Raw genomic sequence first — 23,633 nt, 5'->3', positions numbered from 1 at the left:
TTCAAGGCCTCGGGGATTTCACGGCCCCTTAACCCTGTTCGGCGACACTTCTTCAAGCAATTCACTGTCCGGCCCGGTCGCGGCCGATCGATGCGAGTATGGCGCGGATGCTGATCGCCTGCCCGAGCTGCGCGAGCGAATATCGCATCGACGCCAGCAAGGTCGGCATGGAGGGCCGCTCGGTCCGCTGTGCCGCCTGCCGCGAGACGTGGTTCATCTCGCCGGCCGACGTCCTCGCCGGCCACGAGGCCGAACTCGCCGCGCAGACCGAGACCGATCCCGTCGCGGACGCGGCCTGGGAGGAGGCGACCGCCTCGGTGCGGAACGCGACCGAGGTCCCGGCTCCCAAGGCCCGACGGTCAGCCAAGCCCAGGAAGGCCGCCGGACAGCCCCGCCGCGCGATCCCGGGCCTGACACCCTCGCTGGCGTTCGGCCTGACGCTCCTGGCGGCGATCCCGCTGGTCTGCCTCGCCCGCACCGCCGTGGTCCGGGCCGTCCCGCAGACCGCCTCCCTGTTCGCCCGCATCGGCTTGCCGGTGAACGTGCGCGGCATCGAGATCCGCGACGTCGTCGCCTTCAACAACCCGGCGGAGGACGACAGTCCCGCCGAACTCGTCATCGAGGGCGACCTGGTCGGCGTCGCCCGCACGGACGCGCCCGTGGGGCCGCTGAGCGTCGAGATCCGCGACGCCGGCGGTCGGACGATCAAGACAGTGTCGGTCCCGCCGCCCCGGACGGTCCTCGCCGCGACCGAGACCGCGCGGTTCCGCGCGAGCCTGCTCGCGCCGCCGGCCGCAGGGCGCGCCGTGATCGTGCATTTCGCCGACGCGGCCGCGACCCGCCCCGAGCCGCGGGTTGCGGCCGCGGAGCGTTGAGGCGGGGCCGCCTCAGCACTTCGTTCAGGTTGCGGCTGATGGTCGGATCTGCAACCTTCCCAACAGGCCCGCGGCGCGGATGTGAGCGGCGCCCGTCGTCGGCGCCCGGGACCGCCATGCTGTGAGTGTTCGCGAAACCGTTCCCATCCTCGTCGAGACGACCGACGCGGTCGAGCAGAAGCACGCCTTCGACTACTGGCGCAGTACGGTGCTGGCGCGCGTCCACGCGACGCCGCTGGCGCCCGACGTGCCGTTCGCGGCGGGCCGCCGCCTCGCGATCACCCGTCACGGCGCGGTCCTCCACACCCTCAGCAACCCGATCGGCGTGGAGCGCACGGCGCAGCACGTGCGGCGCGACGGGCGGGACGACATCGCGATCGTGCTCCTTCTGCAGGGCAGCGGCTACGTCGAGCAGGGCAATGGCGGTGCCTTACTGAGCGCCGGCGACGTCACCGTCCACGCCATGGACCAGCCCTTCGCGATCGGGAGCCGCGACTCCTACGAGGAGATCCGCCTCCAGGTGCCGCGCGCCGCCTTCCTGAGCCAGGTCGGCAGCGTGCAGGCCTTCGCCGGGCGCAGGCTCCGCGCGACGCCGCTCAGCGGCCTGTTCGCGACCTATCTCCGCTCCTTCTCCGAGACGATCGGCGGCCTGTCGGAGGCGGAGGCCGGCATCGCTCTCGAGGGCGTCCTGCATCTGCTGCGGGCTCTCGCGGACGGGCAGGGCGAGAAGGCCGGCGATGACCTGTCCGGCGACGCCGTGCGGGCCCTGGCGCTCGCCCATATCGAGCGCCGGCTGCACGATCCCGCCTTCGGGCCGGAATCGCTGCCGGCCGCCCTGCGGGTCTCGCGGAGCCGGCTCTACGCGGCCTTCACGGGCGACGAGGGGGTGGCGGCGAAGATCCGCGACGCCCGGCTCGACCGGGCCTACCGGCGGCTCCGCGGCGGTACCCGCATCGCGTCGGTGATGACCAGCTGCGGATTCACCGACGCGGCCACCTTCAGCCGCGCCTTCCGCCGCCGGTTCGGCGTGGCGCCCCGGGACGTGCTGGAACGCCGCCCCTGACGAGATCAGACCCGGCTGCCGCGCGGGTCGGTGACCGGCCGCTCGGGCGCGGCCGCACCCGCGATCCGCTGCGCCGCGCCGGCGAGCCCCAGGCCGAGGCGGATCGCGACCACGCCTACTCGCGCGATCCGGATCTGCGCCGGGAGCTGGCGCGGGCCGATCGGGCGGTAGGCCAGGCGCGGGCTGGCGCGCTCCGCCTCCGCGATGGCCTGCCCGAGGGGGAGGGCCGCGATGCGCCGCGCCTCCGTCGGGGCGATCCCGATCGCCCGCGCCCAACCGTCGCCCCGCGCGAGCGCCCCGCGCCCGTGCATCTGGCGGAAGCGCCGGCGCCAGAGGTAGCGCCGCACGGCGCGCGGGAAGGTCTCCATGCGGGCGTCGCAGAGCGCGTCGGGCTCCTCGCAGCGAGAGCGGATCGTGTCGGCCACGCCGCCCGGAGCGCGCCCGGCGAGGCGGGCCGAGATGGTCACGCACACGTCGGTGGCGTGCCGGACCCGCAGACCGTGCTCCAGCAGCCGCGCGACGAAGGCGCCGTCCTCGCCCAGCGGGATCTCGGGCATGCCGCCGACCGCGAGGTAGGCGCGGCGGGTTACCGCGAGGGTCGCGCCGATCGCGGTCCGGTGGCAGGGCCAGGGGTCGTTCGGATCGGGGTCGATCCGCGCCTCGGCCTCGGTGATCAGGGCGTCGTAAGCGTCCTCCAGACGGCCACGGGCGGGGAGCGAGGGCGGCAGCAGCGCCGCCTCGGCCGCGTCGAGCTCGACCCGGCCGGCCACCGCGTCGGCGCCCGCCTCGATCGCCGCGCGGTTGCGCGCCACCCAGTCGGGCGGGACGCGGCTGTCGGCGTCGGTCGACAGGATGATCCCCGCATTCCCCGCATCACCCAGCCACGCGGCGGCGGCGTCCATCGCCCGCCGGCGGGCCCATCCGGCATGGGCGCCGGAGAAATTCTCGACCAGCACGCGGACCGGGATCGACAGCGTCGGCACCAGCGCGGCCACGAGCGCCTCGGTGCCGTCCGTGCAGTTGTTCAGGAACAGCACGAGCCCGACCCGCCCCGGTTCGGCACCGGCCTGGGCGTCGATCGCCCGCAGGCAGGCGGCGATCCGCTCCTCCTCGTTGCGCACGGGTACGGCCACGATCGCGTCGGGACCCGGGACGTCTGACAAAGGGGTGCTCGACACCGGTGACATTCTCCGCCGGACCCGTCGCGCGGGCCTGGTCCGGGCTTATGCCGGAGCTTCCCTGAACGGGACCGGACAGGGGGTACGGGCGAAGCGCCCCCGGTCAGAGCGTCTTCTCGACGAGCCCCTCGATCCATTCCGGCTGCGTCTCACCGACCGACCGGCCGACCTCGGTCGCGCCCTTGTAGGCGATCAGCGTGCTCTGCATCCGCACGTTCAGGCGCCGCAGCAGGTCCTTCTGGCTGTCGAAATCGATATCGAAGATCTGGAGGTCCTTGAAGCGCGGCTCGGCCGAGAGCCTCGCGAGGATCGGCTTCTGCGTCCGGCAAATCGGGCACCAGGGTGCGCTGACCGCGATCAGCACGGGCTTCCCGCTCCTCTGCGCGGCCTCGAAGGCGGCGTCCGAGAACGGTCTGGTCTCGCCCGCCCGGGCAGAAGCCCCGAGCAGGCTCGAACCGGCGAGGGCGAGGCCGACGAGCGCGAGGACGTGGCGGCGGCTCTTCATGGCGTGCGTTCCTCCCGCGACCCCGTCCGAGCGGGGCGCGCTGCTGTTGGAGGGATGCTACGTCGCGCGCGCGGGCCCGTCCCTGTGACCTGAGCGCCGCGGAGACCGATTGCCCCCGCGCGGGATCACATTGTTGAGACGTCGCCCGGCCGCGCTTCGGATGACCGGTCTTCCGCCACGACCGCCGCGATGTCGTCGGGGTCGACGGCGTCGATCGGGCGCCTGATTCGCAGGGCTCGCGTGGGCGCGCCGGCGCGCATCACCAGCACGATGGTCTCCATGTCGGGGCAGCCCGGATCGGCGCAGGCGATCTCGTTGACCGCCAGCGTGTCGGCCTCGCCGAGGCCGAGGGCCGCCCGCAGGTCCTGCTTCAGGCGCGCCGCGATCGCGGCGCGCTCCGCCGAGCGGGCCCGCCACGCCTTGAGGCTCACGAAGGCCATGCGCGATGCTCGTCGTCCTGCGATGGAAGCCCCAGCGGCCCGCGTGTAATAGTGTTACGCCGGCCCGGGGGCGGTCAAGCGTCGCCCCATGCGCCCGAAACAACCGTCGTCTTCGGCTGTCATGTAGAGGCCGACCTCGAAAATCCGCGGTCGTTGGTCTTCGGACTCGACAGCGGTGCAGAGGTTCGGTGAGGTGTAATAGGCGCGTGAAGGATATGAGATCTTGCGACCCTGGCGGGACGGGCCGGACGACCGGCGGAGCTACCATCACGGCAATCTGAAGGAGGCCCTCCTGGAGGCCGCGCGCCGGTTCATCGCCGAGCGCGGGATCGGCGGCTTCACCCTTGTCGACGCTGCGCGCCTCGTGGGCGTGACGCCGGCCGCGCTGTACCGCCATTTCCGGGGCCGCGAGGCGCTTCTCGAGGAACTCGCCGGGCGCGGCTTCGCCGAGCTCGCCGCGCGCCTGGCGCGGGCCCTGACGTCGCGCGGGACGCCCCTGGAGCGGTTCACCCGGATGGGTGAGACCTACCTCGCCTTCGCCGAGGAGGAGCCGGCCTACTACGCGGCGATCTTCGAGACCCGCGGTGCGCCCGCGGGCGGGGCCGAACCGGATACGCCCGCCGGAGCCGCCGGCGCGGAGGCGCGGCCGAGCCCCTTCGATCTCCTGGTGGAAGCACTGCAGTCGACCTTCGCGGACGGATTCGGTGGCGTGGCGCCGCGCTTCATCGCCCTGGAAGTCTGGGCCCTGGCCCACGGCCTCGCGACCCTCTCGGCCGCCGGACATCTACCGCGCGGCCCCGGCTTCCCCGACAAGTACGAGCTCCTGCGGGCCGGAGTGCTCGCCCTCGTCCACGGGGCTGGGCGCCCCGGCGAGCGCGACGACGGCGCCGGGCGGCCTTGAAAGGCCCGCGCCGCACCCGCATGTTAACCGCGTTCACATGAACAGCGGAGCACAGCCGTGACCTCTCAATCCTCCTCTCCCTGGGCGACCGGCAGGCTCTGCCGGTCCGGCCCGTTCCCGCGTCGGTCGCTCGAGATCGGCGCGATCGTGGTCGGCTTCATCTACTGGTGGCCGATCGGCCTCGCGCTGGTCGCCTGGAAGTTCGCCGGCTACCCGGCCTTCGCCGAGCTGCGGGACGCCGCGCGCCGGACGGTCTCCGAGTTCGACGGTGGGCGTCCCGCGTCCCGCTTCGCCCGCGCCTTCGAGGCCGCCAACCGCCGCGGCGGCACCGGGAACGCCGCGTTCGACGAGTATCGCCGGGCCGAGCTCGACCGCCTGGAAGCGCAGCGCCGCGCTCTCGAGGAAGAGAGCCGCGCCTTCTCGGACTTCGTCGAGGAGCTGAAGCGCGCCCGGGATCGCGAGCAGTTCGACGCGTTCATGGCCAAGCGCCGGAACGAGGGCGGCAGCCGCTCGGTCTAGGTCCTCAAGACGACGGCGTCCGGGCGGATCGGCCCGGACGCCGTCGGGAGCGCGTCGGGGGCCCGCGTCAGGCCGCGCGAACCCGGTCCAGGAAGCGCGCCACTTCGGCGTTCAGGTGCTCGGACTGCTCCGAGAGCCGCGACGCCTCGGCCAGAACCAGCCCGGCGGCGCCCCCGGTCTTCTCGGCGGCGCTCGCGACGCTGACGATGTTGCTGGTGACCTCGCCGGTGCCGGCCGCCGCCTGCCCGACGTTGCGGACGATCTCGTGGGTGGCCGCGCCCTGCTGCTCGACCGCCGCCGCGATGGAGGTCGCGACGCCGTCGATGTCGCGGATCCGCGCCGTGATCGTCCCGATCGCCGCCACGGCCTGACCGGTCGAGGCCTGGACCCGCCCGATCTGGCCGGCGATCTCCTCGGTCGCCCGGGCGGTCTGCTCGGCCAGCGCCTTCACCTCGGTGGCCACGACGGCGAAACCGCGACCGGCCGCACCGGCACGCGCGGCCTCGATCGTGGCGTTGAGCGCCAGCAGGTTGGTCTGGCCCGCGATGGTCGAGATCAGCCCGACCACGTCGCCGATCCGCGTCACCGCCTCGCTCAGCTCCTGGACCAGCGCGCCGGTCTGATCGGCCTCGGCGACGGCCGCGCGCGCGAGGCTGGCCGAGCCGTCGACCTGCCGGCCGATCTCCTGGACCGAGGTGCCGAGCTCCTCGGCCGCCGCCGCCACGGTGCCGACATTGCTGGCCGCCTGCTCGGCCGCGGCCGCGACGGTGCTCGACTGCTCGGCGGTCTGCGCGGCGGTCTCGGTCATGCTCCGGGCCGTCGCCTGCAGGCCGGTCGCCGCGGCCGAGACCTGCGCGACGATCCCGCCGACGGTGTCGGCGAACCGGTCGGCGATCTGCCGCATGACGAGGCTGCGCTGGCGCTCCGCGTCCTGCCGGGCCGCCTCGGCCTCGGCCTCGAGCTGCCGGCTGCGGATCAGGTTGTCCTTGAACACCTGCACGGCCGCCGCCATGGCGCCGATCTCGTCGCGGCGATGCTGGAACGGGATCTCGGTTGCCGCCTCGCCCCGCGCCAGCCGCGTCATCGCGCCGGTCATCGCGGAGATCGGCCGCGAGATGTAGACCAGGCCGAAGATCGCCGCGGCCAGTGCCGACACCAGCGAGAGACCGATGCCGGTGATGGCTGCGGCGGACGCGGTGTCGATCCGCGTCATCGCCCTGTCGGCATCCTGTGCCGCAGCCTTCTCGTCGTGGTCTACCAAGCGGGCCAGGGCGGCACGGGCATTGTCGTAGAGCGCGACGACCTCGGGCTTGATCAGCAGCTTGGCCGCCTCCGCCTGCTGACCTGCCTCCATCAGGCGCCGCACGTCCCGATCCGCCTGCTCGAACCGGCTCCACGCCGCGTCGAAGACGTCGTAGTGTTGCCGTTCGTCGGCGGTGCTGATCAGCGGCTCATAGGCGCGGCGCGCGTCGCGCAGCTGCGCGTGCGTCTTCGCGAGGGCTGCCTCGTTGATCACCCGATGCTCCGGCGTGTCCGACAGGAGGATGAGCCGGTACTGCTTGATGCGCACCTCGGACGCCGCAACTTCGATCGCGCCGACCTTCTCGAGGGAGGGGACCCAGTCCTTGGCCAGCGCCGTCGCCACCTCGCCGATCGCGGCCAACTGATGGAGCGATAGGCTGCCCTGCGCGGCTGAAATCAGGGCAAGTCCTGAAAAGAGGAGTGCCAATATTACTTTGAGCGGAAGGGACACGCGCATGTAGATGATCGGCCAGATCCGAGGCTGAGACGGTCGCATCGATCGGATCGATGCCGAAGATCGCATTTAGAGCCTTTGATTTCACGCGCAAGTCGGTCCTTCATGGCATCTATCGTCGATATGTGTGGTATAATGACCGCCTATATGTCCGATCTGTTTTCAAATAATGCATACGCATTACCGGCGCAGATGTTTTATACCGCGATTAACACTATCGTTTCAGAATCAAATTTTTCTCATCGGAATGAAAGCGTTCTTTAGAAACGATGATTGATGGCTGTGCCGGGCCTCCGCGCGTCGATCCGCTCGGCTGCAGCCGTCCGGCGATGCCGGGGTGATCCCGGGACGGCCGGAACGCCTGCCTCGGATCGCGCGGCCGCGTCGGCCCCGTCTCCCCGCGCTGTCCGAGAGGACGAGTTGCGCCCCGGCTCCCGCTCCGGCATTGGTCCTCAACCGCGAGGAGAGGTGTTGGGCATGTCGACGGGTCGGGTCACCGTGGTCGATCACCCGCTGGTGCAGCACAAGCTCACCTATCTGCGGGACAAGAACCGCTCGACCAAGGGTTTCCGGCAGATCCTCAACGAGATCGGGATGCTCCTCGCCTACGAGGTGACCCGGGATCTGCCGCTGGAACCGGTGACGATCGAGACGCCGCTCCAGCCGATGCAGGGGCAGCAGATCCAGGGCAAGAAGCTGGTCCTGGCGCCGATCCTCCGCGCCGGGGTCGGCTTCCTCGACGGCATGCTGTCGCTGGTCCCGTCGGCCCGCGTGGCGCATATCGGGCTCTACCGGGATCCCGAGACGCTGGAGGCCGTGGAGTACTACTTCAAGGCGCCCTCCGATCTGGCTGATCGGACGGTGCTGGTGCTGGATCCGATGCTCGCGACCGCCAACTCGGCCATCGCGGCCCTGGACCGCCTCAAGGCCAGGGGCGCCTCGGACCTCCGCTTCGTCTGCCTGCTGGCGGCGCCGGAGGGCCTCGCCAAGTTCCAGGCCGCCCATCCCGACGTGCCGGTCTGGACCGCGGCGATCGACAGCCACCTGAACGACCACGGCTACATCGTCCCCGGCCTCGGCGATGCCGGGGACCGGATGTACGGCACCCGCTAGGAGTCCGCCTCAGCGCCGGCCGCGCCTGGCTCCGGCACGGCCCTTGCCGACGACGTTGCGGAGGGTCTGCGACAGCTGATCCACCGAGTAGGGCTTCTGGATCAGGTCGAAGCCGTGGACGCCCTCCTGGGCCAGAACGTGGCTGTACCCGGAGGTGAGGACCACCGGCAGATCGGGCAGGCGCCGCTTCAGCTCGCGGGCCATCGCGATGCCGCCCATGCCGGGCATCACCACGTCGGAGAACACGGCGTCGAAACGGAAAGGGATCCTCTCGATCTCGACGAGAGCCTCCTCGGCATTGGTCGCCCAGACGGTCTTGTGACCGAGATCCTCCAGGATCTGCGTGGCGAAGCGGCCGACCTCGATGTTGTCCTCGACCACGAGCACGCAGAGGCTGGCACCGTCGAGCCCGGTCTCCTCGCTGCGCGGGGCGGCGGACAGGTCCGGCGCATCTTCCGCCTGCGGCAGGTAGAGGGTGAAGGTCGTGCCGCGGCCGGGGCTGCTGGACACGTCGACGTCGCCCCCGGACTGCTTGGCGAAGCCGAAGACCTGGGACAGCCCGAGCCCGGTTCCCTTGCCGATCTCCTTGGTGGTGAAGAACGGCTCGAAGATGCGCGGCAGCACGTCGGGCGGGATCCCGATGCCGGTGTCGGACAGCGACACGGCCGCGAAGGTGCTGCGCGATCCCGCGTGCCCGCGGATCGCCGGCATGGGCCGGTCGCCCGAGAGCGTCAGGGTCAGGGTGCCCTCGCCGCCCATCGCGTCGCGCGCGTTCACCGCCATGTTGATCAGCGCGGTCTCGAACTGGCTGAGATCGGCGCGGATGTAGCAGGGCGCGGCGGGAATCTCGGCCACCACGCTGATGCGCGCGCCGGTCACCGAATCGAGCATCTCCGCCACGGCCCGCAGTGACGCGCCCACCTCGAACACCTCGGGCTTCAGCGCTTGGCGGCGCGCGAAGGCCAGGAGCTGGCCGGTCAGCTTGGCGGCGCGGTCGACCGTGTCGGAGATCGCCTCGACGTAGCGGCGGCGGCGCTCCTCCGGCAGCGCCGGCCGCTTGAGCAGGTCGGTGGAGGATTTGATCACCGTCAGGAGGTTGTTGAAGTCGTGCGCGACGCCGCCGGTCAGCTGGCCCACCGCCTCAAGCTTCTGCGACTGACGCAGCGCCTCCTCCACCCGCTCGCGCTCGGCGCTCTCGGACTGGAGGCGGGCATGGGCCTCCGCGAGGGCCAGCATGTTGCGTCTCTGCTCGGTCAGATCCGTCAGGACCCCGCACAGGAGCGGCTGGCCGCCCTGGCAGGCGAAGCGGCTCAGCGACAGGAAGGTGGCGCTCTCCGAGCCCGCCGCGTGCAGCGCGATCTCCTCGCGGACGGGATTGTCCATCGCCCGGCGGAACAGGCGGTCGATGTCGACATCCGCCTGCACGAAATCCTGGAGCGGGCGGCCGGTCAGGCGCTCCTGCGGCTCGCCGAGCATCTCGGCCAGCCGCCGGTTGCAGTAGAGCAGCGTCCCGTCCAGCGCCAGCGTGAAGGCGCCCTCCTGCATCTGCTCGATCAGCGCCCGGTAAGGCCGGTCCGCGTTCTCGAGCGTGTAGACGAGGCGCTCGTGGTTCGGCCCCTCCACCACGACGGCGTCGAAATCGCCCCGACGGATGGCCGCGAGGGTCTCCTCGCTCTCCTCGAGCCGCGCCTCCAGTTCGCGGATATGGGCGCGGTAGGCGTCGAGCCCGGGCTCGTCGCCGGGCAGCAGGGCATCCACACCCATCAGAACGGCTCCGCGACGGACGCGATCTCGAGGCCGCGGAGCACGCGGCCCTCGTCGAGGAGATCGCCCGAGAGGCGCCGTTCCGGCCCCGGCGCCAGTTTCAGGAGTGTGGGGGCGGCGAGGATCCCGTCGCGCTCGGCAAGCTCGGGCTGCTGATAGATATCGACAATCTCGAGCTCGTAGCGGCCCGGGATGTGGGCCTCGCAGACGCGGCGCAGGACCTCGACCGCGCGCAGCGAGCGCGGCGCGGTTCCGGCCACGAACAGCCGCAACCGGACACGCTCGGCGTCCGCCAACGGGGTCATGGCCGCGTTCAAGGCCGGTCGGCCTTGGGACGGATGTCGAGGCCGACCAGCACCTTCTTGGTATTCGACAGGTCGCCGATGATCCGCTTCAGCGGCGACGGCAGCCGACGCACGAGGGTCGGGATCGCCAGGATCTGATCGCCGGCGGCGAGCTGCGGGTTCTTCATGAGGTCGATGACCTCGATGTCGTAGTGGCCGGAGAGATGCTCCTCGCAGAACCGCTTCAGGTTGGTCAGCGCGGCGAGCGACTTGGCCGTCTGCCCGGCAACGTAGAGGCGCAGGTGGTAGTGGCCGGACTCCCGGTCCGGATCCGTCTCGGGTGCCTGGTCGTCCGATGTCGCATCGCTCATTCCGCGGCACTCCGTCGTGCGATCAACGCCTGCTGCTCCGCCTCGCGCGTGACGCCGCGCGCCGACTCCTCGGCACGCAGGCTCTCCTCCTCGTCCACGGCCGCCTCGAGACCGGCCTTGAGCTCCTCGATCTGGCGCTCCAGGGCGGAGCGCCGGCGCGCCATGTCCCGGAGCCTGCGCTCAGCCGCGTCCCGGTGCTGCTGCGCGGCGGCGCGCTCCTGCGCCTCCTGGACCAGGCGCGCCGTGCCGGTGAGGACACCTGAAGGACCAATATAGGCATCGACCAGCTGGATCCCGCCCGACGACATCAGAAATTCGCGGATCTGATTGGAGTGGCTCATGCCCCGCGCCTTGATGACGTAGAGCGTCCGCGTCCGCTCGCCGTTCGCCTCCATGTTCTGGAGCTTGATCCAGGCGTCCATCAGCGAGGACACGCCGAGGTCGTTGTCCTCGATCGAGGCGTCGTCGCCGCGCAGGGTGGTGAAGATCGCCGTGATGCCGCGGACCTTGATCAGGTCGATCATGCGCAGGAGCGTCGCCTGCAGCTCGCCCGACGGCCCGCGCAGGGCGGAGATCGGATCGAGCACCACCACGTCCGGCCGGAACTGGTCGAGGTCGCGGTGCATCCGCGCGAGATGCGTCTCCAGCCCGAACAGGCTCGGCCGCGCGGCCTCGAAGCGGAGCCGGCCGCTCGCCACGTGCGCGGCGAGGTCGAGCCCGATCGAGCGCGCGTTGCGGATGATCTGAGCGCCGCTCTCCTCGAACACGAAGGCCAGGCAGTGCTCGCCGCGCCGGCAGGCCGCGTCGAGGATCGAGGCGGCGAGCATGCTCTTGCCCGTTCCCGCCTCGCCGGAGATCAGGATTCCGGAGCCGCGATGGAAGCCCCGCGGCCCCAGCATGGCGTCGAGCCCCGCGATCCCCGTGGAGAGGATGCCGTCGGGCACCGCGTAGTCGAGCTCCGCCGAGGTCACCGGAAGGACGCTGATCCCCGCGTGATCGATCAGGAACGGGTACTCGTTGGTGCCGTGGGCCGAGCCGCGATACTTCACGACGCGCAGCCGCCGCGTGGTGACTTGGTCCTCGACGCGGTTGTCGAGCAGGACGACGCAGTCGGAGACGTACTCCTCCAGGCCCTGGCGGGTCAGCGGCCCGTCGCCGCGCTCGCCCGTGATGATCGCGGTCAGGCCGCGATCCTTGATCCAGCCGAACAGGCGGCGCAGCTCGGCGCGGAGCAGCGCCGGATCGGTGAAGCTCGCGAACAGGGTCTCGATCGTGTCGAGGACGACGCGCTTGGCCCCGATCGAGTCCACCGCGAAGCCGAGGCGGATGAACAGGCCTTCGAGATCGTACTCTCCGGTCTCCTCGATCTCGCTCCGCTCGACGCGCACGTGGTCGATGGCGAGATGACCGGCGGCAACGAGGCCGTCGAGGTCGTAGCCGAGCGACGCGACGTTCGCCGCCAGATCCTCGGCCCGCTCCTCGAAGCTCATGAACACGCCGGGCTCGCCGTAGAGGGTCGCGCCGTTGACCAGGAAGGTCGTGGCGAACAGCGTCTTGCCGCAGCCCGCCGCACCGCAGATGAGCGTCGGCCGCCCGGCCGGCAGGCCGCCATAGGTCAGGTCGTCGAAACCGGTGATGCCCGTCGCGACCTTGGGCAGTGTCGGGGCGGCTTGCGGAGCGGGCACGATGGGCGAAATCCTGGACGTCTCGGATGCGGGCTGGTCCGGAAGCGCGGCAGCGCTCGCCCCCGTGCCGGGCCGACCGGCCCGATCCGCAGATGCGGACGCGGACGACGGCTCGAACGGCGCGTTGTACGGGCGGAACACCGCTGGGATGCGGTATGGCAACGGGTCAGCCCGCGCAATACGGGTGCGTGACGCGTCCGGCCGGCATCCCGCCGACGGACTGCGCAGACCGACGGAGGGCAACCATGCTCGGCTGGGAGGCTGATGTGAACGACGCCCTGACGGCGCCGGCGGTCGCGCGCAACCGCGACGCGATCCTGGCCGTCCTGCGCGAGGTCCTGCCCGCAAGCGGCACCGTTCTGGAGATCGCCAGCGGTTCCGGCGAGCACGCGGTCCACGTCGCTGCGGCCCTGCCGGGCGTGGACTGGCTGCCGAGCGATCCCGAGCCCGCCGCCCGGCGCAGCATCGCCGCGCACGCGCTGCGCGCGGGGCTCGGCAACATCCGGCCGCCGCTCGCCCTCGACGCCGCGGCCGCGGCCTGGCCCGTCGCGCGGGTCGACGGGATCGTCTGCATCAACATGATCCACATCGCGCCCTGGGCCGCCACCGCGGGGCTGATGGCCGGAGCCGGCCGTGTCCTGAGCGAGCGCGGCATCCTGTTCCTGTACGGCCCGTTCCGCGAGGCCGACCGGCCCTTCGCGGAGAGCAACGCCGCCTTCGACGCCTCCCTGCGCGGCCGGGATCCGGCCTGGGGCGTGCGGGACCTCGACGCCGTCGCGGCGGAAGCGGCCCGGCACGGGCTGGACCTGATCCGGCGCGTAGCGATGCCGGCGAACAATCTCAGCGTGATCTTCGAACGTTCGAACAGGTGAGCCGTCGTCTGTCACGGCTTTCCGTATCTGCACACTGTATTCAAGCTGCCGCGTGATGCACAATCCGGTCCTGGACCCGATGCGGCGGCAAAAGCCGCAGGGGCCGCAGGAGGAAGCCCATGCCGATGGAACGCAGCGTTTCGAGTCGGGCCCTGGCCCTGCTCGCAGTGGCCGGATTGTTGGGATCGACGCAGGCGCGGGCCGCCGATCCGATCAAGATCGGGGTGATCGCCGAGGCCCAGTCGGTGGTCGGGGCCTCGATCCCGCAGGCCGTCCAGCTCGCCGCCGACGAGATCAACGCCCAGGGCGGCGTCGACGGCCGCCAGATCCAGGTCGTCACCTACGACGACAAGTCCTCCGCCTCCGACGCGGTCCGCGCCTTCCAGCGGGCGGTCTCCGAGGACAAGGTCAACCTCGTCATCGCCAGCTACATCTCGGAGGTCGTGCTGGCGCTGATGCCCTGGGCGGCCCGGCTCAAGACGCCGATGATCACGCCGGGCGCGGCCTCGAACGAGATCAGTCTCGCGGTCCACAAGGACTACGCCCGCAACAAGTACACCTTCCACGGCTACCTGACCTCGGCGGCCCTGGCCCAGTCGATCTGCGACTCGACCAAGGACATGCTGATCGACCTGATGAAGGTGAAGACCGCCGCGATCATGAGCGAGGACGCCGCCTGGACCCGGCCGCTCGACGTCGGCTACGAGAAGTGCCTGCCGGAGATCGGCGTGAAGGTGGTCGATCACATCCGCTTCTCGCCGGACACGGGCGACTTCACGCCGATCTACAACAAGATCGAGGCGGCCAAGCCCGACCTGATCGTCACCGGCATCTCGCATGTCGGCGTGCAGCCGACCGTGCAGTGGCAGAATCAGCGGGTGCCGCTCGCCATGACCGGCATGAACTCGCAGGCGACCTCCTCGACCTTCTGGGCCAACACCAACGGCGCCACGCAGGGCGTGATCTTCCAGAGCATCGCGGTGCCGGGTGCCGCGATCACCGACAAGTCGCTCGCCTTCAGTGCCGCCTTCAAGAAGCGCTTCGGCAGCGACCCGTCCTACGCCGGGTACATGGCGTACGATCAGGTCTACTACACGGCCGACGCGGTGAAGCGGGCCGGCACCACGGAGGCCGACAAGCTCGTCGACGCCCTGGAGAAGACCGACTGGGTCGGCACCGTCGGCCGCACGCAGTTCTACGGCAAGGACGACCCGTTCACCCACTCGATCAAGTACGGGGCGGGCTTCGTCACCGGCCTGATGGCGCAGTGGCAGGACGGCAAGCAGGTCGCGGTCTGGCCGAAGAGCCTCGCGCAGGGCGCGATCGTACTGCCGGCCGCCGTGAAGGCGGCGGCCCGCTAGCGGCACACCGGACCGGTGACGCGCGCGCGGCTTGCCAAGCGCGCCCGTTGCCGCAAGTAGAGCCGGACCGCGACACCGTGAGCGCGGCCGACACGACGTGCGCGCGGAGGACAATCGCTGATGGCCACCACCGACCTGCCCGGGAGCATGCGCCAGATCCGCTACGCGGGGTCCGGTGGACCGGAGGTGATCAGCCTGGAGACCGCGCCGGTGCCGAGCCCCGGGCCCGGTCAGGTCCTGATCGAGGTGGTGGCCGCCGGTGTGAACCGGCCCGACGTGGCGCAGCGGTCGGGGGTGTACCCGCCGCCGCCCGGCGCCACCGAGATTCCCGGCCTCGAGGTCGCCGGCCGCGTGGTCGCGCTCGGCAGCGGGGTCGAGAATCTGACGGAAGGGGACGAGGTCTGCGCCCTGGTGATCAGCGGCGGCTACGCCGAGTACGCTGTGGCCGAGGCGGCCCACTGCCTGCCGCGGCCGAAGGCCGTCGCGCTGGTCGACGCCGGCGGCCTGCCGGAGACGTTCTTCACGGTCTACTCCAACGTCGTGCAGCGCGGTCGCCTCGCGCGCGGCGAGAGTTTCCTCGTGCATGGCGGGTCGAGCGGCATCGGCGCCACGGCCATCCAGATCGCCAAGCACGTCGGCGCCCGGGTCTTCGCCACCGCCGGCTCGGCCGAGAAGTGCCGGTTCTGCGAGGATCTCGGCGCTGACGCCGCGATCGACTACAAGCAGGCGGATTTCGCCGAGGAGGTGAAGCGCCTCACCGAAGGGCGCGGCGTCGACGTCATCCTCGACATGATCGGCGCGAGCTATCTCGCCCGGAACCTCAAGTCGCTGGCACCGGACGGCCGGCTGGTGATGATCGCCCTGATGGGCGGCTACAAGGTGGACGGGCTGAACATCACGCCGATCATGCGCAACCGGCTGACCTTCACCGGCTCGACGCTGCGGCCGCGCGCGAAGGCCGACAAGGCCGCGATCGCCGACGGCCTGCGCCGGGACATCTGGCCGGAGCTGGAGGCCGGACGCATCCGGTCCGTCACCCACGCCACGTTCCCGCTGGAGCGGGCGCGGGAGGCGCACGAGCTGATGGAATCGAGCGCCCATCTCGGCAAGATCCTGCTGACGACCGGGCGCTAGCGCCGGCCCCGTCAGGAACCCGCCTCGGCGGCCCCGCGTTGGCGGCCGGTAACGAGATCGTGTCGCACAGCGCCCGTTCCGGCGTGTGGCGTCCCGCCGAGGAAGGTTTTGCACATGGCCGAGAGAATGAACCCCAACGAGAGCCGTCAGGGCGAGCGCGGCAAGCCCGTGCTCTGGGTCCTGGTGGCGAGCCTCGTCCTGCTGGCGATCGCCACCGTGGGTCTGCTCACGTGGAACGGCGCCAATTCGCCGAAGGACTACGCCAGCCAGAGCCAGGACGCGTCGCGCAAGGAGGTGACCGGATCGGTCAACGGCCAGTCGAGCGGCGCGTCGCCGTCGAACAGCACCGGCGTCCCGGGCGGCAACCCGTCCTACCCGCAGCCGGCCCAGCCGGGCGCGAACGGCGGCGCGGCGAAGTGAGCGCTCGCGGGACGGCCACGGGCCGTCCCGCGTTTGGCGCGCTCAACGCGTCGGGATCGGCGTCGGGCCGCGATAATCGTAGAAGCCGCGCTTGGCCTTCCGGCCGAGCCAGCCGGCCTCGACATACTTCACGAGAAGCGGGCAGGGCCGGTACTTCGAATCGGCCAGACCTTCGTACAGCACCTGCATGACCGACAGGCAGGTGTCGAGGCCGATGAAATCGGCCAGCTGCAGCGGGCCCATCGGGTGGTTGGCGCCGAGCTTCATCGCGGTGTCGATCGACTCGACCGATCCGACGCCCTCGTAGAGGGTGTAGATCGCCTCGTTGATCATCGGCAGCAGGATCCGGTTGACGATGAAGGCCGGGAAATCCTCCGACATCGTCGACGTCTTGCCGAGCTTCGCGATGAACGCCTTGGCCGACTCGTAGGTCGTGTCCTCGGTGGCGATGCCGCGGATCAGCTCGACGAGCTGCATCACCGGCACCGGGTTCATGAAGTGGATGCCGATGAACTTCTCCGGCCGGTCAGTCGCGGCCGCCAGACGGGTAATGGAGATCGACGACGTGTTCGTCGCCACCAGGGTCTCCGGCCGCAGCGATCCGCAGAGCGTGCTGAAGATCTCCCGCTTGGTCGCCTCGTTCTCGGTCGCCGCCTCGATCACCAGATCGCACGGTTCCAGGGCGGCGAAATCGCGGGCGGGGACGATGCGCGCGCGGGCCTCGCCGCTGTCGCCTTCCGTCAGCGTACCCTTCGAGACGAGGCGCGCGAGGCTGCCCTCGATCACCGTCAGGCCGTTCTCGAGCCGGGCGGGGTCGCGATCGTTCAGCAGGACATCGAGGCCGGCGGTGGCGCAGACCTGCGCGATGCCGCTGCCCATCTGGCCCGCGCCGACGATGCCGACCCGCTTGATCTCCATATGCATGTGCCGACCTGTGCCCCCAATGCGAATGCCGCGACACGGCCGCGCCGCCCACGGGGCGGCACGAACGCGACGGCACCGCGCGAAGTCTCGCCGTTGCAGCCTTCTAGACTAATCCTCGATCCGGAAGGAACCCGTGATGCCGCGTTCTGCGACAATGCTCGCGGATTGCCGGAACCGGTTCCGTTACTGGCCCTTGGCTTTCCCGATCTCGGATTGCAGCTCAGGCACGACCTGGAAGAGGTCGCCGACGAGCCCGTAATCGGCCACCTGGAAGATCGGCGCGTCCTCGTCCTTGTTGATGGCGACGATGACCTTCGAGTCCTTCATGCCGGCGAGGTGCTGGATCGCGCCCGAGATGCCCACCGCGACGTAGAGGTCCGGCGCCACAACCTTGCCGGTCTGCCCCACCTGCCAGTCGTTCGGCGCGTATCCGGCGTCGACGGCGGCGCGCGAGGCGCCGACGGCGGCGCCGAGCGTGTCGGCCAGCGGCTCGATCAGCTCGTGGAACTTGTCCGACGAGCCCAGCGAGCGGCCGCCCGACACGATGATCCGCGCCGAGGCCAGCTCCGGCCGGTCGGACTTGGCGATCTCCTCGCCCTTGAAGCTCGAGCCGCCCGCTTCGGGCGCGGCCGCCGACACGGCCTCCACCGGCGCCGCGGCGCCACCCTCTTCCGCGGCCTTGAACGCCGCCGTGCGCACCGTGATCACCTTCTTGCCGGCGGGCGCCTGCACGGTCTGGATCGCGTTGCCGGCGTAGATCGGACGCTCGAACGTGTCGGGCGCGACGACCTTGATGATGTCGGAGACCTGCGCGACGTCGAGCAGGGCGGCCACGCGCGGCAGCACGTTCTTGCCCGTGGTCGAGGCCGAGGCGATGATCGTGTCGTAGGGTTCAGCGATGGCGGCGATCAGGGCCGCGACGGGCTCGGCGAGGTCGTGGTCGTAGACGCCGTCCTCGGCGTTCAGGACCTTCTCGACGCCGTCGAGCTTCCCGGCGGCCTCGGCCACGGCCTTCGAGCCCGTGCCCAGCACCAGGGCGTGGATCGGGCCGCCGATCTCCTTGGCGGCGGCGAGCGCCTTCAGCGTGCTGTCCTTGATCTGGCCGTTGCCGTGCTCGACGAAGAGGAGTGTCGTCATGGTCTGGGGGTGCCCTCGAGGGTGGTGGTGCGGGGCTCGACCGTCGACCGGGAGCCCCGCCTGCGGATCAGATGACGCCGGCTTCGACCTTGAGCTTCTGAACGAGCTCGGCCGCGGAAGCGACCTTCACGCCGGCCGAGCGGCCCGGCGGCTCGGCGGTCTTCAGCACGGTGAGCCGCGGGGTCACGTCGACGCCCAGCGCGTCGGGTGCCAGCTCCTCCAGGGGCTTCTTCTTGGCCTTCATGATGTTGGGCAGCGACGCGTAGCGCGGCTCGTTGAGGCGCAGGTCCGTCGTCACGATCGCCGGCAGCCTGAGGCTCACGGTCTGGAGGCCGCCGTCCACCTCGCGGGTGACGTCGAGGCTGCCCTCGCCGGGCTCGATCTTGTACGCGAAGGTGCCCTGCGGCCAGCCGAGCAGGGCGCCGAGCATCTGGCCGGTCTGGTTCGAGTCGTCGTCGATCGCCTGCTTGCCGAGGATGACGAGCTCCGGGCTCTCCTTCTCGACGACGGCCTTCAGGAGCTTCGCGACGGCGAGCGGCTCGCAGTTCACGTCGGTCTTGACCAGGATCGCGCGGTCGGCACCCATGGCGAGCGCGGTGCGCAGCGTCTCCTGCGCCTGCTGCGGGCCGATCGACACGGCCACGATCTCGGTGACCTTGCCCTTCTCCTTCAGGCGGATCGCCTCCTCGACGGCGATCTCGTCGAAGGGGTTCATGGACATCTTGACGTTGGCGAGCTCGACGCCGGAGCCGTCGGCCTTCACGCGAATCTTGACGTTGTAGTCCACCACCCGCTTGACGGGCACCAGCACCTTCATGGCGGTCACGATCCTTCCCCGGAGGATTCTTGTCGTCGTGCAGGCCACTCCCACGGGCGCTCGGAGGCGCAGCGTGGCCGGGGCACGCAAGGCGCCGGACCGTAACGGCCACATTTCCGCCTTGTCAACGCGGCGCCGTGGCGGCCCCGCGAAAACCCGCGATGCCGGCTCAGCGATTGGCGCCGGGCACCCAGAGCACGTCGTCGGCGCCATCGGCGTTCGCCGCCCGGCTCGCCACGAACAGGAAGTCCGACAGGCGGTTGAGGTAGCGCAGCGCCTCCGGCGAGACCGTCTCGCCCTCCCGCGCCGCGAGGCTGACCGCCAGCCGCTCGGCGCGCCGGCAGACGGTCCGGGCCAGGTGCAGGGCCGCCGCCGCGGGCGAGCCGCCAGGCAGCACGAAGGATTTCAGCGGCGGGATCGCTGCGTTGAGGGCGTCGATGTCGCGCTCCAGCCGGTCGACCTGGCTCGCCACGATGCGCAGCGGCTCGTAGGGGAGGGGCTCCGGGGTCGGCGGCGTCGCGAGGTCGGCGCCGAGGTCGAACAGGTCGTTCTGGATCGCCCCGAGCATCCCGTCGAGGGGGCCCTGGGTGTGCAGCCGCGCCATGCCGATACAGGCGTTGGTCTCGTCGACGGTGCCGTAGGTCTCGACCCGCAGGTCCGCCTTCGAGCGCCGCTGCCCGTCCGCCAGCGCGGTCGTCCCCTTGTCGCCGGTCCTCGTGTAGATGCGGTTGAGCTTGACCAAGGGGGGGAATGCCTCAGAACGTGTAGCCGATCTTGCCGCCGTAATTGGTCAGGCCGCGGTTGTTGGCGCAGAGCCCGGCATTCGACATGTGCTCGACCGTCGCCATGATGCTCCAGTGCTCCGTCAGGCGGAAGCCCAGGGCGGCCGCCTCGCGGAACATCGGCGAGCAGCCGAGGGTGTTGAAGCCGTAGGGCGTCTCGGCCTTCGGGCCGGTCCAGCCGTTATGCGCCACGCCGCCGAAGAACCCGTCGAGGAACACGCGGCGGTTGAAGGTCTCGGGGAAGATCTCGAGGGTCCAGGTCGCGCCGAGATAGGCGTAGCTGGTCCGGCCGCCGGTGTTGTAGCTGCCGCCGACCGTCGGGCGCGGCACGAAGGCCTGCCAGAACGGGTCGTCGCTGATGCGCGGCTTGGCGAACAGGATCTCGCCGTTGACGTTCGCCTTGCTGAAACCGGGGAGCTTGCCCTCGGCGCTGCCGGGATCCTGCACCGCGCCGCCGATGCGGATCTCCGACACGATGCTGAGCGGCTGAACGGGCGCCGCGTAGGCAGCGGGCGGGGGCGGCGACGCGAGGTCCGCGGCCGCCGCCGGCAGGATCGCCGCCGCGGTCAGAAAGCCGAACACACAGAGGCGGGAAGGGGCAGTCATGCGGGCTCGGCCGTTCAGGCGCAGCGATTTGCTTCTACCGAGCGTAGCAGAGGCCCGCCGAGCGCGGCGGGCAATTCATCCTTTACCCAATCGAAAGGTGTTGGGTGCGGCGGCGCGGTCACACCCCCCCCGGCCGCCCTCAGGCGGACCGCCACCAGACCACGCCCATGATGATCACGATCGCCACGAACTGCAGGAGCACGCGCAGGCGCATCAGCTTCTGCGAGAGGTTGACGCTGCCGCCGCGCATCATGTTGGCGAGGCCCAGGACGAGGACGGCCGCGACGGCCAGGCAGGCGATCAGGACGAGGGTGTTGGACGACATGCGGTCGAAGATCCGGGTGGGGCGGGAGCCGCGATCCGGCTCCGCGCGTCGTGTTGTGGCGGGCGCTCAGTTGCGGCGGAGCAGGCGCTCGAAATAGTCCAGCTCCTCGCGGGGACGGCTCGGGTCGCCCAGCTTGCGCCGCAGCTCCTCCATGATGCGCCGGGCGCGCTGGACCGCCGATTCGTCGGCCGTGGGGACGCGGACCCGCCCGTCGCTCATGTCGCGGCCGCGGGTCGGCCGCCCGAGGGGATCGTCGTCGCGCGCCCCGGCCTGACCCTGCTGGCCCGGCTGCTGGCCGCCCTCCTGCTGACCCTCGCCCTGGCCCTCAGCCATCTCCTGCATCTGCTGGGCCATGCCGTCGGCGCCGCGTTTGAGGCCGTCGAGGGCGCGCCCCTGCGCGTCGACCGCCCCGTCCGAATCGCCGTCCTTCAGGGCGTTCTCGGCCTCGCGCATGGCCTCCTCGGCGTCGGAGAGACCCTGCTCGCCGCGCATGCCGTTCTCCTTCATGCGCTTCTGGAGGTCCTCGAGCCGCTGCCGGAGCGCCTGCTGGCGCTCGCCGACGCCGCCCTGCTGGCCCTCGCCCTGCTGCCCTTGGCCTTGCTGTCCCTGGCCCTGCTGGCCCTGCCCTTGCTGCCCCTTCTGACCCTGCTGGCGCTGGCCCTGCTGCCCCTGGCCCTGCTGGCCGCGCTGGCCCTGCTGCGGCTGGCCGCGATTCTGCGGGCGCTGGCCGCCGCGCTGCTCCTCGCCGTCCTTGAAGGTCTCGTCGCGCAGGCCCTGCTGCTCCCGCGACATCGCGTCGAGGTCGCGCATCTGCTTCTGCATCTCGCGGGACGCCTGATCGGAGCGGCCACCGCGCTCGGCGGTCTGGAGATTCTCCAGGATGTTGCGCAGCTGCTCCATCAGGCGCTGCGCCTCGGCGGTGTCGCCGCGCTTCATCGCCTCCGCCATGTCCTGGATCATCTTGTCGAGATCCTCCGGCGTGACGGTCTTGGTCTGTCCGTTGTTCTGGCCGCGCTCGCTCTGCTCGCGGGGCTCGCGGCCCTGCTTCTGCGCCATCTCGGACAGGAACTTGTCGAGCGCCTGCTTCAGGTCCTGCGTCAACCGCTTGATCTCGTCGTCGGGCGCGTTGCGCTCGATCGCCTCCTTCAGCCGGTCCTGGGCCTGACGGAGCTGCTTCTCGGCGTCCGAGAGGTCGCCGTCCTCGATCTTGAGGGCCATCTCCCACAGGAGGTCGGCCACCGCGACGAGGTCGGAATCCGTGCGCGCGCGGCGCAGCCGCTCGGTCGCCGTGCGCAGGCCGAGGAAGATCGCGGGCTGCGGCGTGAAGGTGTCGGGCGCGACCAGCAGGGCGTCCAGCGCCCCCTGGACCCAGCGGCGATCCGTGTCGGGCGCGGTGACGAGGCGGCGCCGCTGCTCGGCGAGCGCCCGCGCCAGCGGCTCGCGGAACGGCCGCGCCGGCAGGACGATCTCGGTGTCCGGCGTGCGCCCCTCCTGGCCGGCCTCGTCCTTGACGACGATGCGGTAGCGGACCTTCGCGCCGGACCACGGACTGTCCGTGAGGTCCACGAGGGTCTTGGTATCGGTGTCGCCGCTCGCGTCGCCGGGCAGCGCGAGGTTGATCTGCGGGACCGGGACCAGGGCGCGGGCGGATTTCAGCGGCTCGATCACCGCCTCGGCCGAGCTGATCCCGTAATCGTCCTTCGCCCGGTAGGTGAGGTTGAAGGTGCCGCGCCCGTTCACCTCGGGACCGCCGACGGCGGTCACCTCCGGCGGCCGGTCGGGGATCGCGTCGACGGTCAGGCGCTGCTTGCCCGCCGGGGTCACGATCGTCAGCGCGGCGCCCCCGACGATGCGGTAGCGCTCCTCGCGCAGATCGGGGCGCGCCTCCTGGCCCGGGACCGGGACCAGGCCGGCATTGGGCGTGAGGGTCGTCTCGGACGCGGCCTTGCCCTGGCCGGCGATCCGCACGATCAGCTGGGCATTGACGGGCGCGCGCAGGTGCTGGTCGCTCCCGTCCATCGCGATCAGCAGCGGCGGGAGCCGCGTGTAGAGCGGCGGGTCGATCCAGCCGTCCACCCGGAAGTTGGGACCCGGCGCCGCCGGCTCCTGCCAGTCGAAGGCGGCACCGATCCTCTGGCGCCACTCGGGACCGGCCACGAACAGGCTCGCGACCGCCGCGACCACGAGGCCGGCGCGCAGCGCGAAGGGATCGTGCCGGGTCATGCCCGGCCGCGGCAGGCCGACCCGCAGGGCCGAGATCGCCTGCGCGGCCCGGCGCTGGTGGAGATCCCACAGCAGCCGGCTCCCCGGATCGGCGGCACCGACGGCGAGGCTGTCCTCGGCCGCCGAGGCCGGCCCGTGGCGCAGCTTCGGGTCGCGGGACGCGGCCTCGCGGTCGAGCCGCGCCAGGGCCAGGCGCCGGTCCGGCCGTCCGACGTGGATCAGCGGCAGGAGCGCGGCCACGAGGAGGGCGCCGAGGGCGCCGAGGCCGATCTGGCGCCAGAGCGGCGTGAGGTCGAGCCACACGCCCGCCCAGGAGACGACCAGGAAGAGCAGACCGACGCCGATCCCGCGCCAGAGCACCGGCCACGCCTGCTCCCACAGGGCGGCCGCCCGCGCCTGCGCCACGAGCCGGTCGAGCCGCGTGGACGCCGCGTCCGCTCCGCCCGCGCTGGTCTTGCTCTCGGTGCCGTTCCTGCCGATCACGCCGACCGTTCCGCCTCACGCCGAAGGAGTGGCCCACAGAGCCGCGCTCGGCGGGCCCCGTCACACGTGCCTAGCATGGTGGGCCGCGCAGGTCG

General features: G+C 71.2%; 24 protein-coding genes. 9 read left to right on the top strand and 15 right to left on the bottom strand.

The window, feature by feature from the left end:
* Positions 1-107: 107 nt before the first annotated feature.
* Both J3A75_RS20380 and J3A75_RS20375 read left to right on the top strand, forming a co-directional pair.
* A complete protein-coding gene (locus J3A75_RS20380) occupies positions 108-875 on the top strand; it encodes a zinc-ribbon domain-containing protein (protein ID WP_071000695.1) in 768 nt (255 codons plus the stop codon).
* A 121-nt stretch (positions 876-996) separates the two neighbouring features.
* Complete coding sequence (locus J3A75_RS20375) at positions 997-1,938, top strand: helix-turn-helix domain-containing protein (RefSeq protein WP_024829605.1); 942 nt, start codon at positions 997-999, stop codon at positions 1,936-1,938.
* Positions 1,939-1,943: 5 nt separating this feature from the next.
* On the opposite strand, the gene J3A75_RS20370 is transcribed toward J3A75_RS20375, so the two are convergent.
* The 3 genes from J3A75_RS20370 to J3A75_RS20360 form a co-directional block, all read right to left on the bottom strand.
* Positions 1,944-3,125 (bottom strand): glycosyltransferase, encoded by a 1,182-nt coding sequence (locus J3A75_RS20370; RefSeq protein ID WP_024829606.1) that lies wholly within the window; start codon positions 3,123-3,125, stop codon positions 1,944-1,946.
* A 94-nt stretch (positions 3,126-3,219) separates the two neighbouring features.
* Entirely contained in the window at positions 3,220-3,621 is a 402-nt protein-coding gene (locus J3A75_RS20365; protein WP_024829607.1) for a thioredoxin family protein, read from the bottom strand.
* A 125-nt stretch (positions 3,622-3,746) separates the two neighbouring features.
* A complete protein-coding gene (locus J3A75_RS20360; protein WP_012319926.1) occupies positions 3,747-4,061 on the bottom strand; it encodes a hypothetical protein in 315 nt (104 codons plus the stop codon).
* A 223-nt stretch (positions 4,062-4,284) separates the two neighbouring features.
* Between J3A75_RS20360 and J3A75_RS20355 the strand changes: the two genes are divergently transcribed.
* Together J3A75_RS20355 and J3A75_RS20350 are read left to right on the top strand one after the other, a co-directional pair.
* Positions 4,285-4,962 carry a TetR/AcrR family transcriptional regulator gene (locus J3A75_RS20355; RefSeq protein WP_024829608.1) on the top strand — a complete coding sequence of 226 codons (678 nt, stop codon included), beginning with the start codon at positions 4,285-4,287 and terminating at the stop codon, positions 4,960-4,962.
* Positions 4,963-5,019: 57 nt separating this feature from the next.
* The gene (locus tag J3A75_RS20350; protein ID WP_012319924.1) at positions 5,020-5,481 is read left to right on the top strand and encodes a DUF2852 domain-containing protein; all 462 of its coding nucleotides are present in this window, start codon (positions 5,020-5,022) and stop codon (positions 5,479-5,481) included.
* Between the two features lie 67 nt (positions 5,482-5,548).
* On the opposite strand, the gene J3A75_RS20345 is transcribed toward J3A75_RS20350, so the two are convergent.
* Positions 5,549-7,240 carry a methyl-accepting chemotaxis protein gene (locus tag J3A75_RS20345; RefSeq protein ID WP_070999807.1) on the bottom strand — a complete coding sequence of 564 codons (1,692 nt, stop codon included), beginning with the start codon at positions 7,238-7,240 and terminating at the stop codon, positions 5,549-5,551.
* A gap of 474 nt (positions 7,241-7,714) precedes the next feature.
* Between J3A75_RS20345 and upp the strand changes: the two genes are divergently transcribed.
* A complete protein-coding gene (gene upp / locus J3A75_RS20340) occupies positions 7,715-8,350 on the top strand; it encodes a uracil phosphoribosyltransferase (RefSeq protein WP_012319922.1) in 636 nt (211 codons plus the stop codon).
* Positions 8,351-8,359: 9 nt separating this feature from the next.
* Here upp and J3A75_RS20335 read toward each other — a convergent pair whose 3' ends face one another.
* Genes J3A75_RS20335 through kaiC form a run of 4 tightly spaced genes read right to left on the bottom strand, consistent with a single transcriptional unit; the run spans position 8,360 to position 12,454 of the window.
* A complete protein-coding gene (locus J3A75_RS20335; protein WP_012319921.1) occupies positions 8,360-10,114 on the bottom strand; it encodes a PAS domain-containing sensor histidine kinase in 1,755 nt (584 codons plus the stop codon).
* Positions 10,114-10,419, bottom strand: coding sequence for a circadian clock KaiB family protein (locus J3A75_RS20330; RefSeq protein ID WP_029359961.1), 306 nt, complete (start codon positions 10,417-10,419; stop codon positions 10,114-10,116). Before J3A75_RS20330 ends, J3A75_RS20335 begins: the two co-directional genes overlap by 1 nt.
* An 8-nt stretch (positions 10,420-10,427) precedes the next feature.
* Complete coding sequence (locus J3A75_RS20325; protein WP_209650708.1) at positions 10,428-10,769, bottom strand: circadian clock KaiB family protein; 342 nt, start codon at positions 10,767-10,769, stop codon at positions 10,428-10,430.
* Positions 10,766-12,454, bottom strand: coding sequence for a circadian clock protein KaiC (gene kaiC, locus J3A75_RS20320; RefSeq protein ID WP_070999806.1), 1,689 nt, complete (start codon positions 12,452-12,454; stop codon positions 10,766-10,768). Before kaiC ends, J3A75_RS20325 begins: the two co-directional genes overlap by 4 nt.
* Positions 12,455-12,699: 245 nt before the next feature.
* Between kaiC and J3A75_RS20315 the strand changes: the two genes are divergently transcribed.
* The 4 genes from J3A75_RS20315 to J3A75_RS20300 all read left to right on the top strand — a co-directional run bounded on the left by J3A75_RS20315 (position 12,700) and on the right by J3A75_RS20300 (position 16,241).
* On the top strand, positions 12,700-13,326 hold the full coding sequence (locus tag J3A75_RS20315) for a DUF938 domain-containing protein (protein WP_024829613.1): 627 nt from the start codon (positions 12,700-12,702) through the stop codon (positions 13,324-13,326).
* 119 nt (positions 13,327-13,445) lie between these two features.
* A complete protein-coding gene (locus tag J3A75_RS20310; protein WP_012319916.1) occupies positions 13,446-14,687 on the top strand; it encodes an ABC transporter substrate-binding protein in 1,242 nt (413 codons plus the stop codon).
* A 120-nt stretch (positions 14,688-14,807) separates the two neighbouring features.
* Positions 14,808-15,821, top strand: a complete 1,014-nt coding sequence (locus tag J3A75_RS20305; RefSeq protein WP_053620912.1) for an NAD(P)H-quinone oxidoreductase — start codon at positions 14,808-14,810, stop codon at positions 15,819-15,821.
* A 114-nt stretch (positions 15,822-15,935) separates the two neighbouring features.
* Complete coding sequence (locus J3A75_RS20300) at positions 15,936-16,241, top strand: hypothetical protein (protein WP_012319914.1); 306 nt, start codon at positions 15,936-15,938, stop codon at positions 16,239-16,241.
* Between the two features lie 42 nt (positions 16,242-16,283).
* Here J3A75_RS20300 and J3A75_RS20295 read toward each other — a convergent pair whose 3' ends face one another.
* The 7 genes from J3A75_RS20295 to J3A75_RS20265 all read right to left on the bottom strand — a co-directional run bounded on the left by J3A75_RS20295 (position 16,284) and on the right by J3A75_RS20265 (position 23,538).
* On the bottom strand, positions 16,284-17,165 hold the full coding sequence (locus J3A75_RS20295) for a 3-hydroxybutyryl-CoA dehydrogenase (protein WP_012319913.1): 882 nt from the start codon (positions 17,163-17,165) through the stop codon (positions 16,284-16,286).
* Between the two features lie 183 nt (positions 17,166-17,348).
* On the bottom strand, positions 17,349-18,302 hold the full coding sequence (locus tag J3A75_RS20290; RefSeq protein ID WP_012319912.1) for an electron transfer flavoprotein subunit alpha/FixB family protein: 954 nt from the start codon (positions 18,300-18,302) through the stop codon (positions 17,349-17,351).
* Between the two features lie 67 nt (positions 18,303-18,369).
* The gene (locus J3A75_RS20285; RefSeq protein WP_012319911.1) at positions 18,370-19,119 is read right to left on the bottom strand and encodes an electron transfer flavoprotein subunit beta/FixA family protein; all 750 of its coding nucleotides are present in this window, start codon (positions 19,117-19,119) and stop codon (positions 18,370-18,372) included.
* Positions 19,120-19,288: 169 nt separating this feature from the next.
* The gene (locus tag J3A75_RS20280) at positions 19,289-19,861 is read right to left on the bottom strand and encodes a cob(I)yrinic acid a,c-diamide adenosyltransferase (RefSeq protein ID WP_012319910.1); all 573 of its coding nucleotides are present in this window, start codon (positions 19,859-19,861) and stop codon (positions 19,289-19,291) included.
* 13 nt (positions 19,862-19,874) lie between these two features.
* Positions 19,875-20,507: an acyloxyacyl hydrolase gene (locus tag J3A75_RS20275; RefSeq protein WP_012319909.1), complete on the bottom strand. Its 633-nt coding sequence runs from the start codon at positions 20,505-20,507 to the stop codon at positions 19,875-19,877.
* A 139-nt stretch (positions 20,508-20,646) separates the two neighbouring features.
* The gene (locus J3A75_RS20270; protein ID WP_012319908.1) at positions 20,647-20,832 is read right to left on the bottom strand and encodes a twin transmembrane helix small protein; all 186 of its coding nucleotides are present in this window, start codon (positions 20,830-20,832) and stop codon (positions 20,647-20,649) included.
* Positions 20,833-20,898: 66 nt separating this feature from the next.
* Positions 20,899-23,538: a TIGR02302 family protein gene (locus tag J3A75_RS20265; protein WP_012319907.1), complete on the bottom strand. Its 2,640-nt coding sequence runs from the start codon at positions 23,536-23,538 to the stop codon at positions 20,899-20,901.
* Positions 23,539-23,633: the final 95 nt, after the last annotated feature.

It is taken from the genome of Methylobacterium sp. PvP105 (assembly GCF_017876975.1).
Classification (GTDB): Bacteria; Pseudomonadota; Alphaproteobacteria; order Rhizobiales; family Beijerinckiaceae; genus Methylobacterium; species Methylobacterium radiotolerans.
The sequence above is the reverse complement of the archived record's forward strand: the minus strand, read 5'-3'. Positions and strand labels throughout refer to the sequence as shown.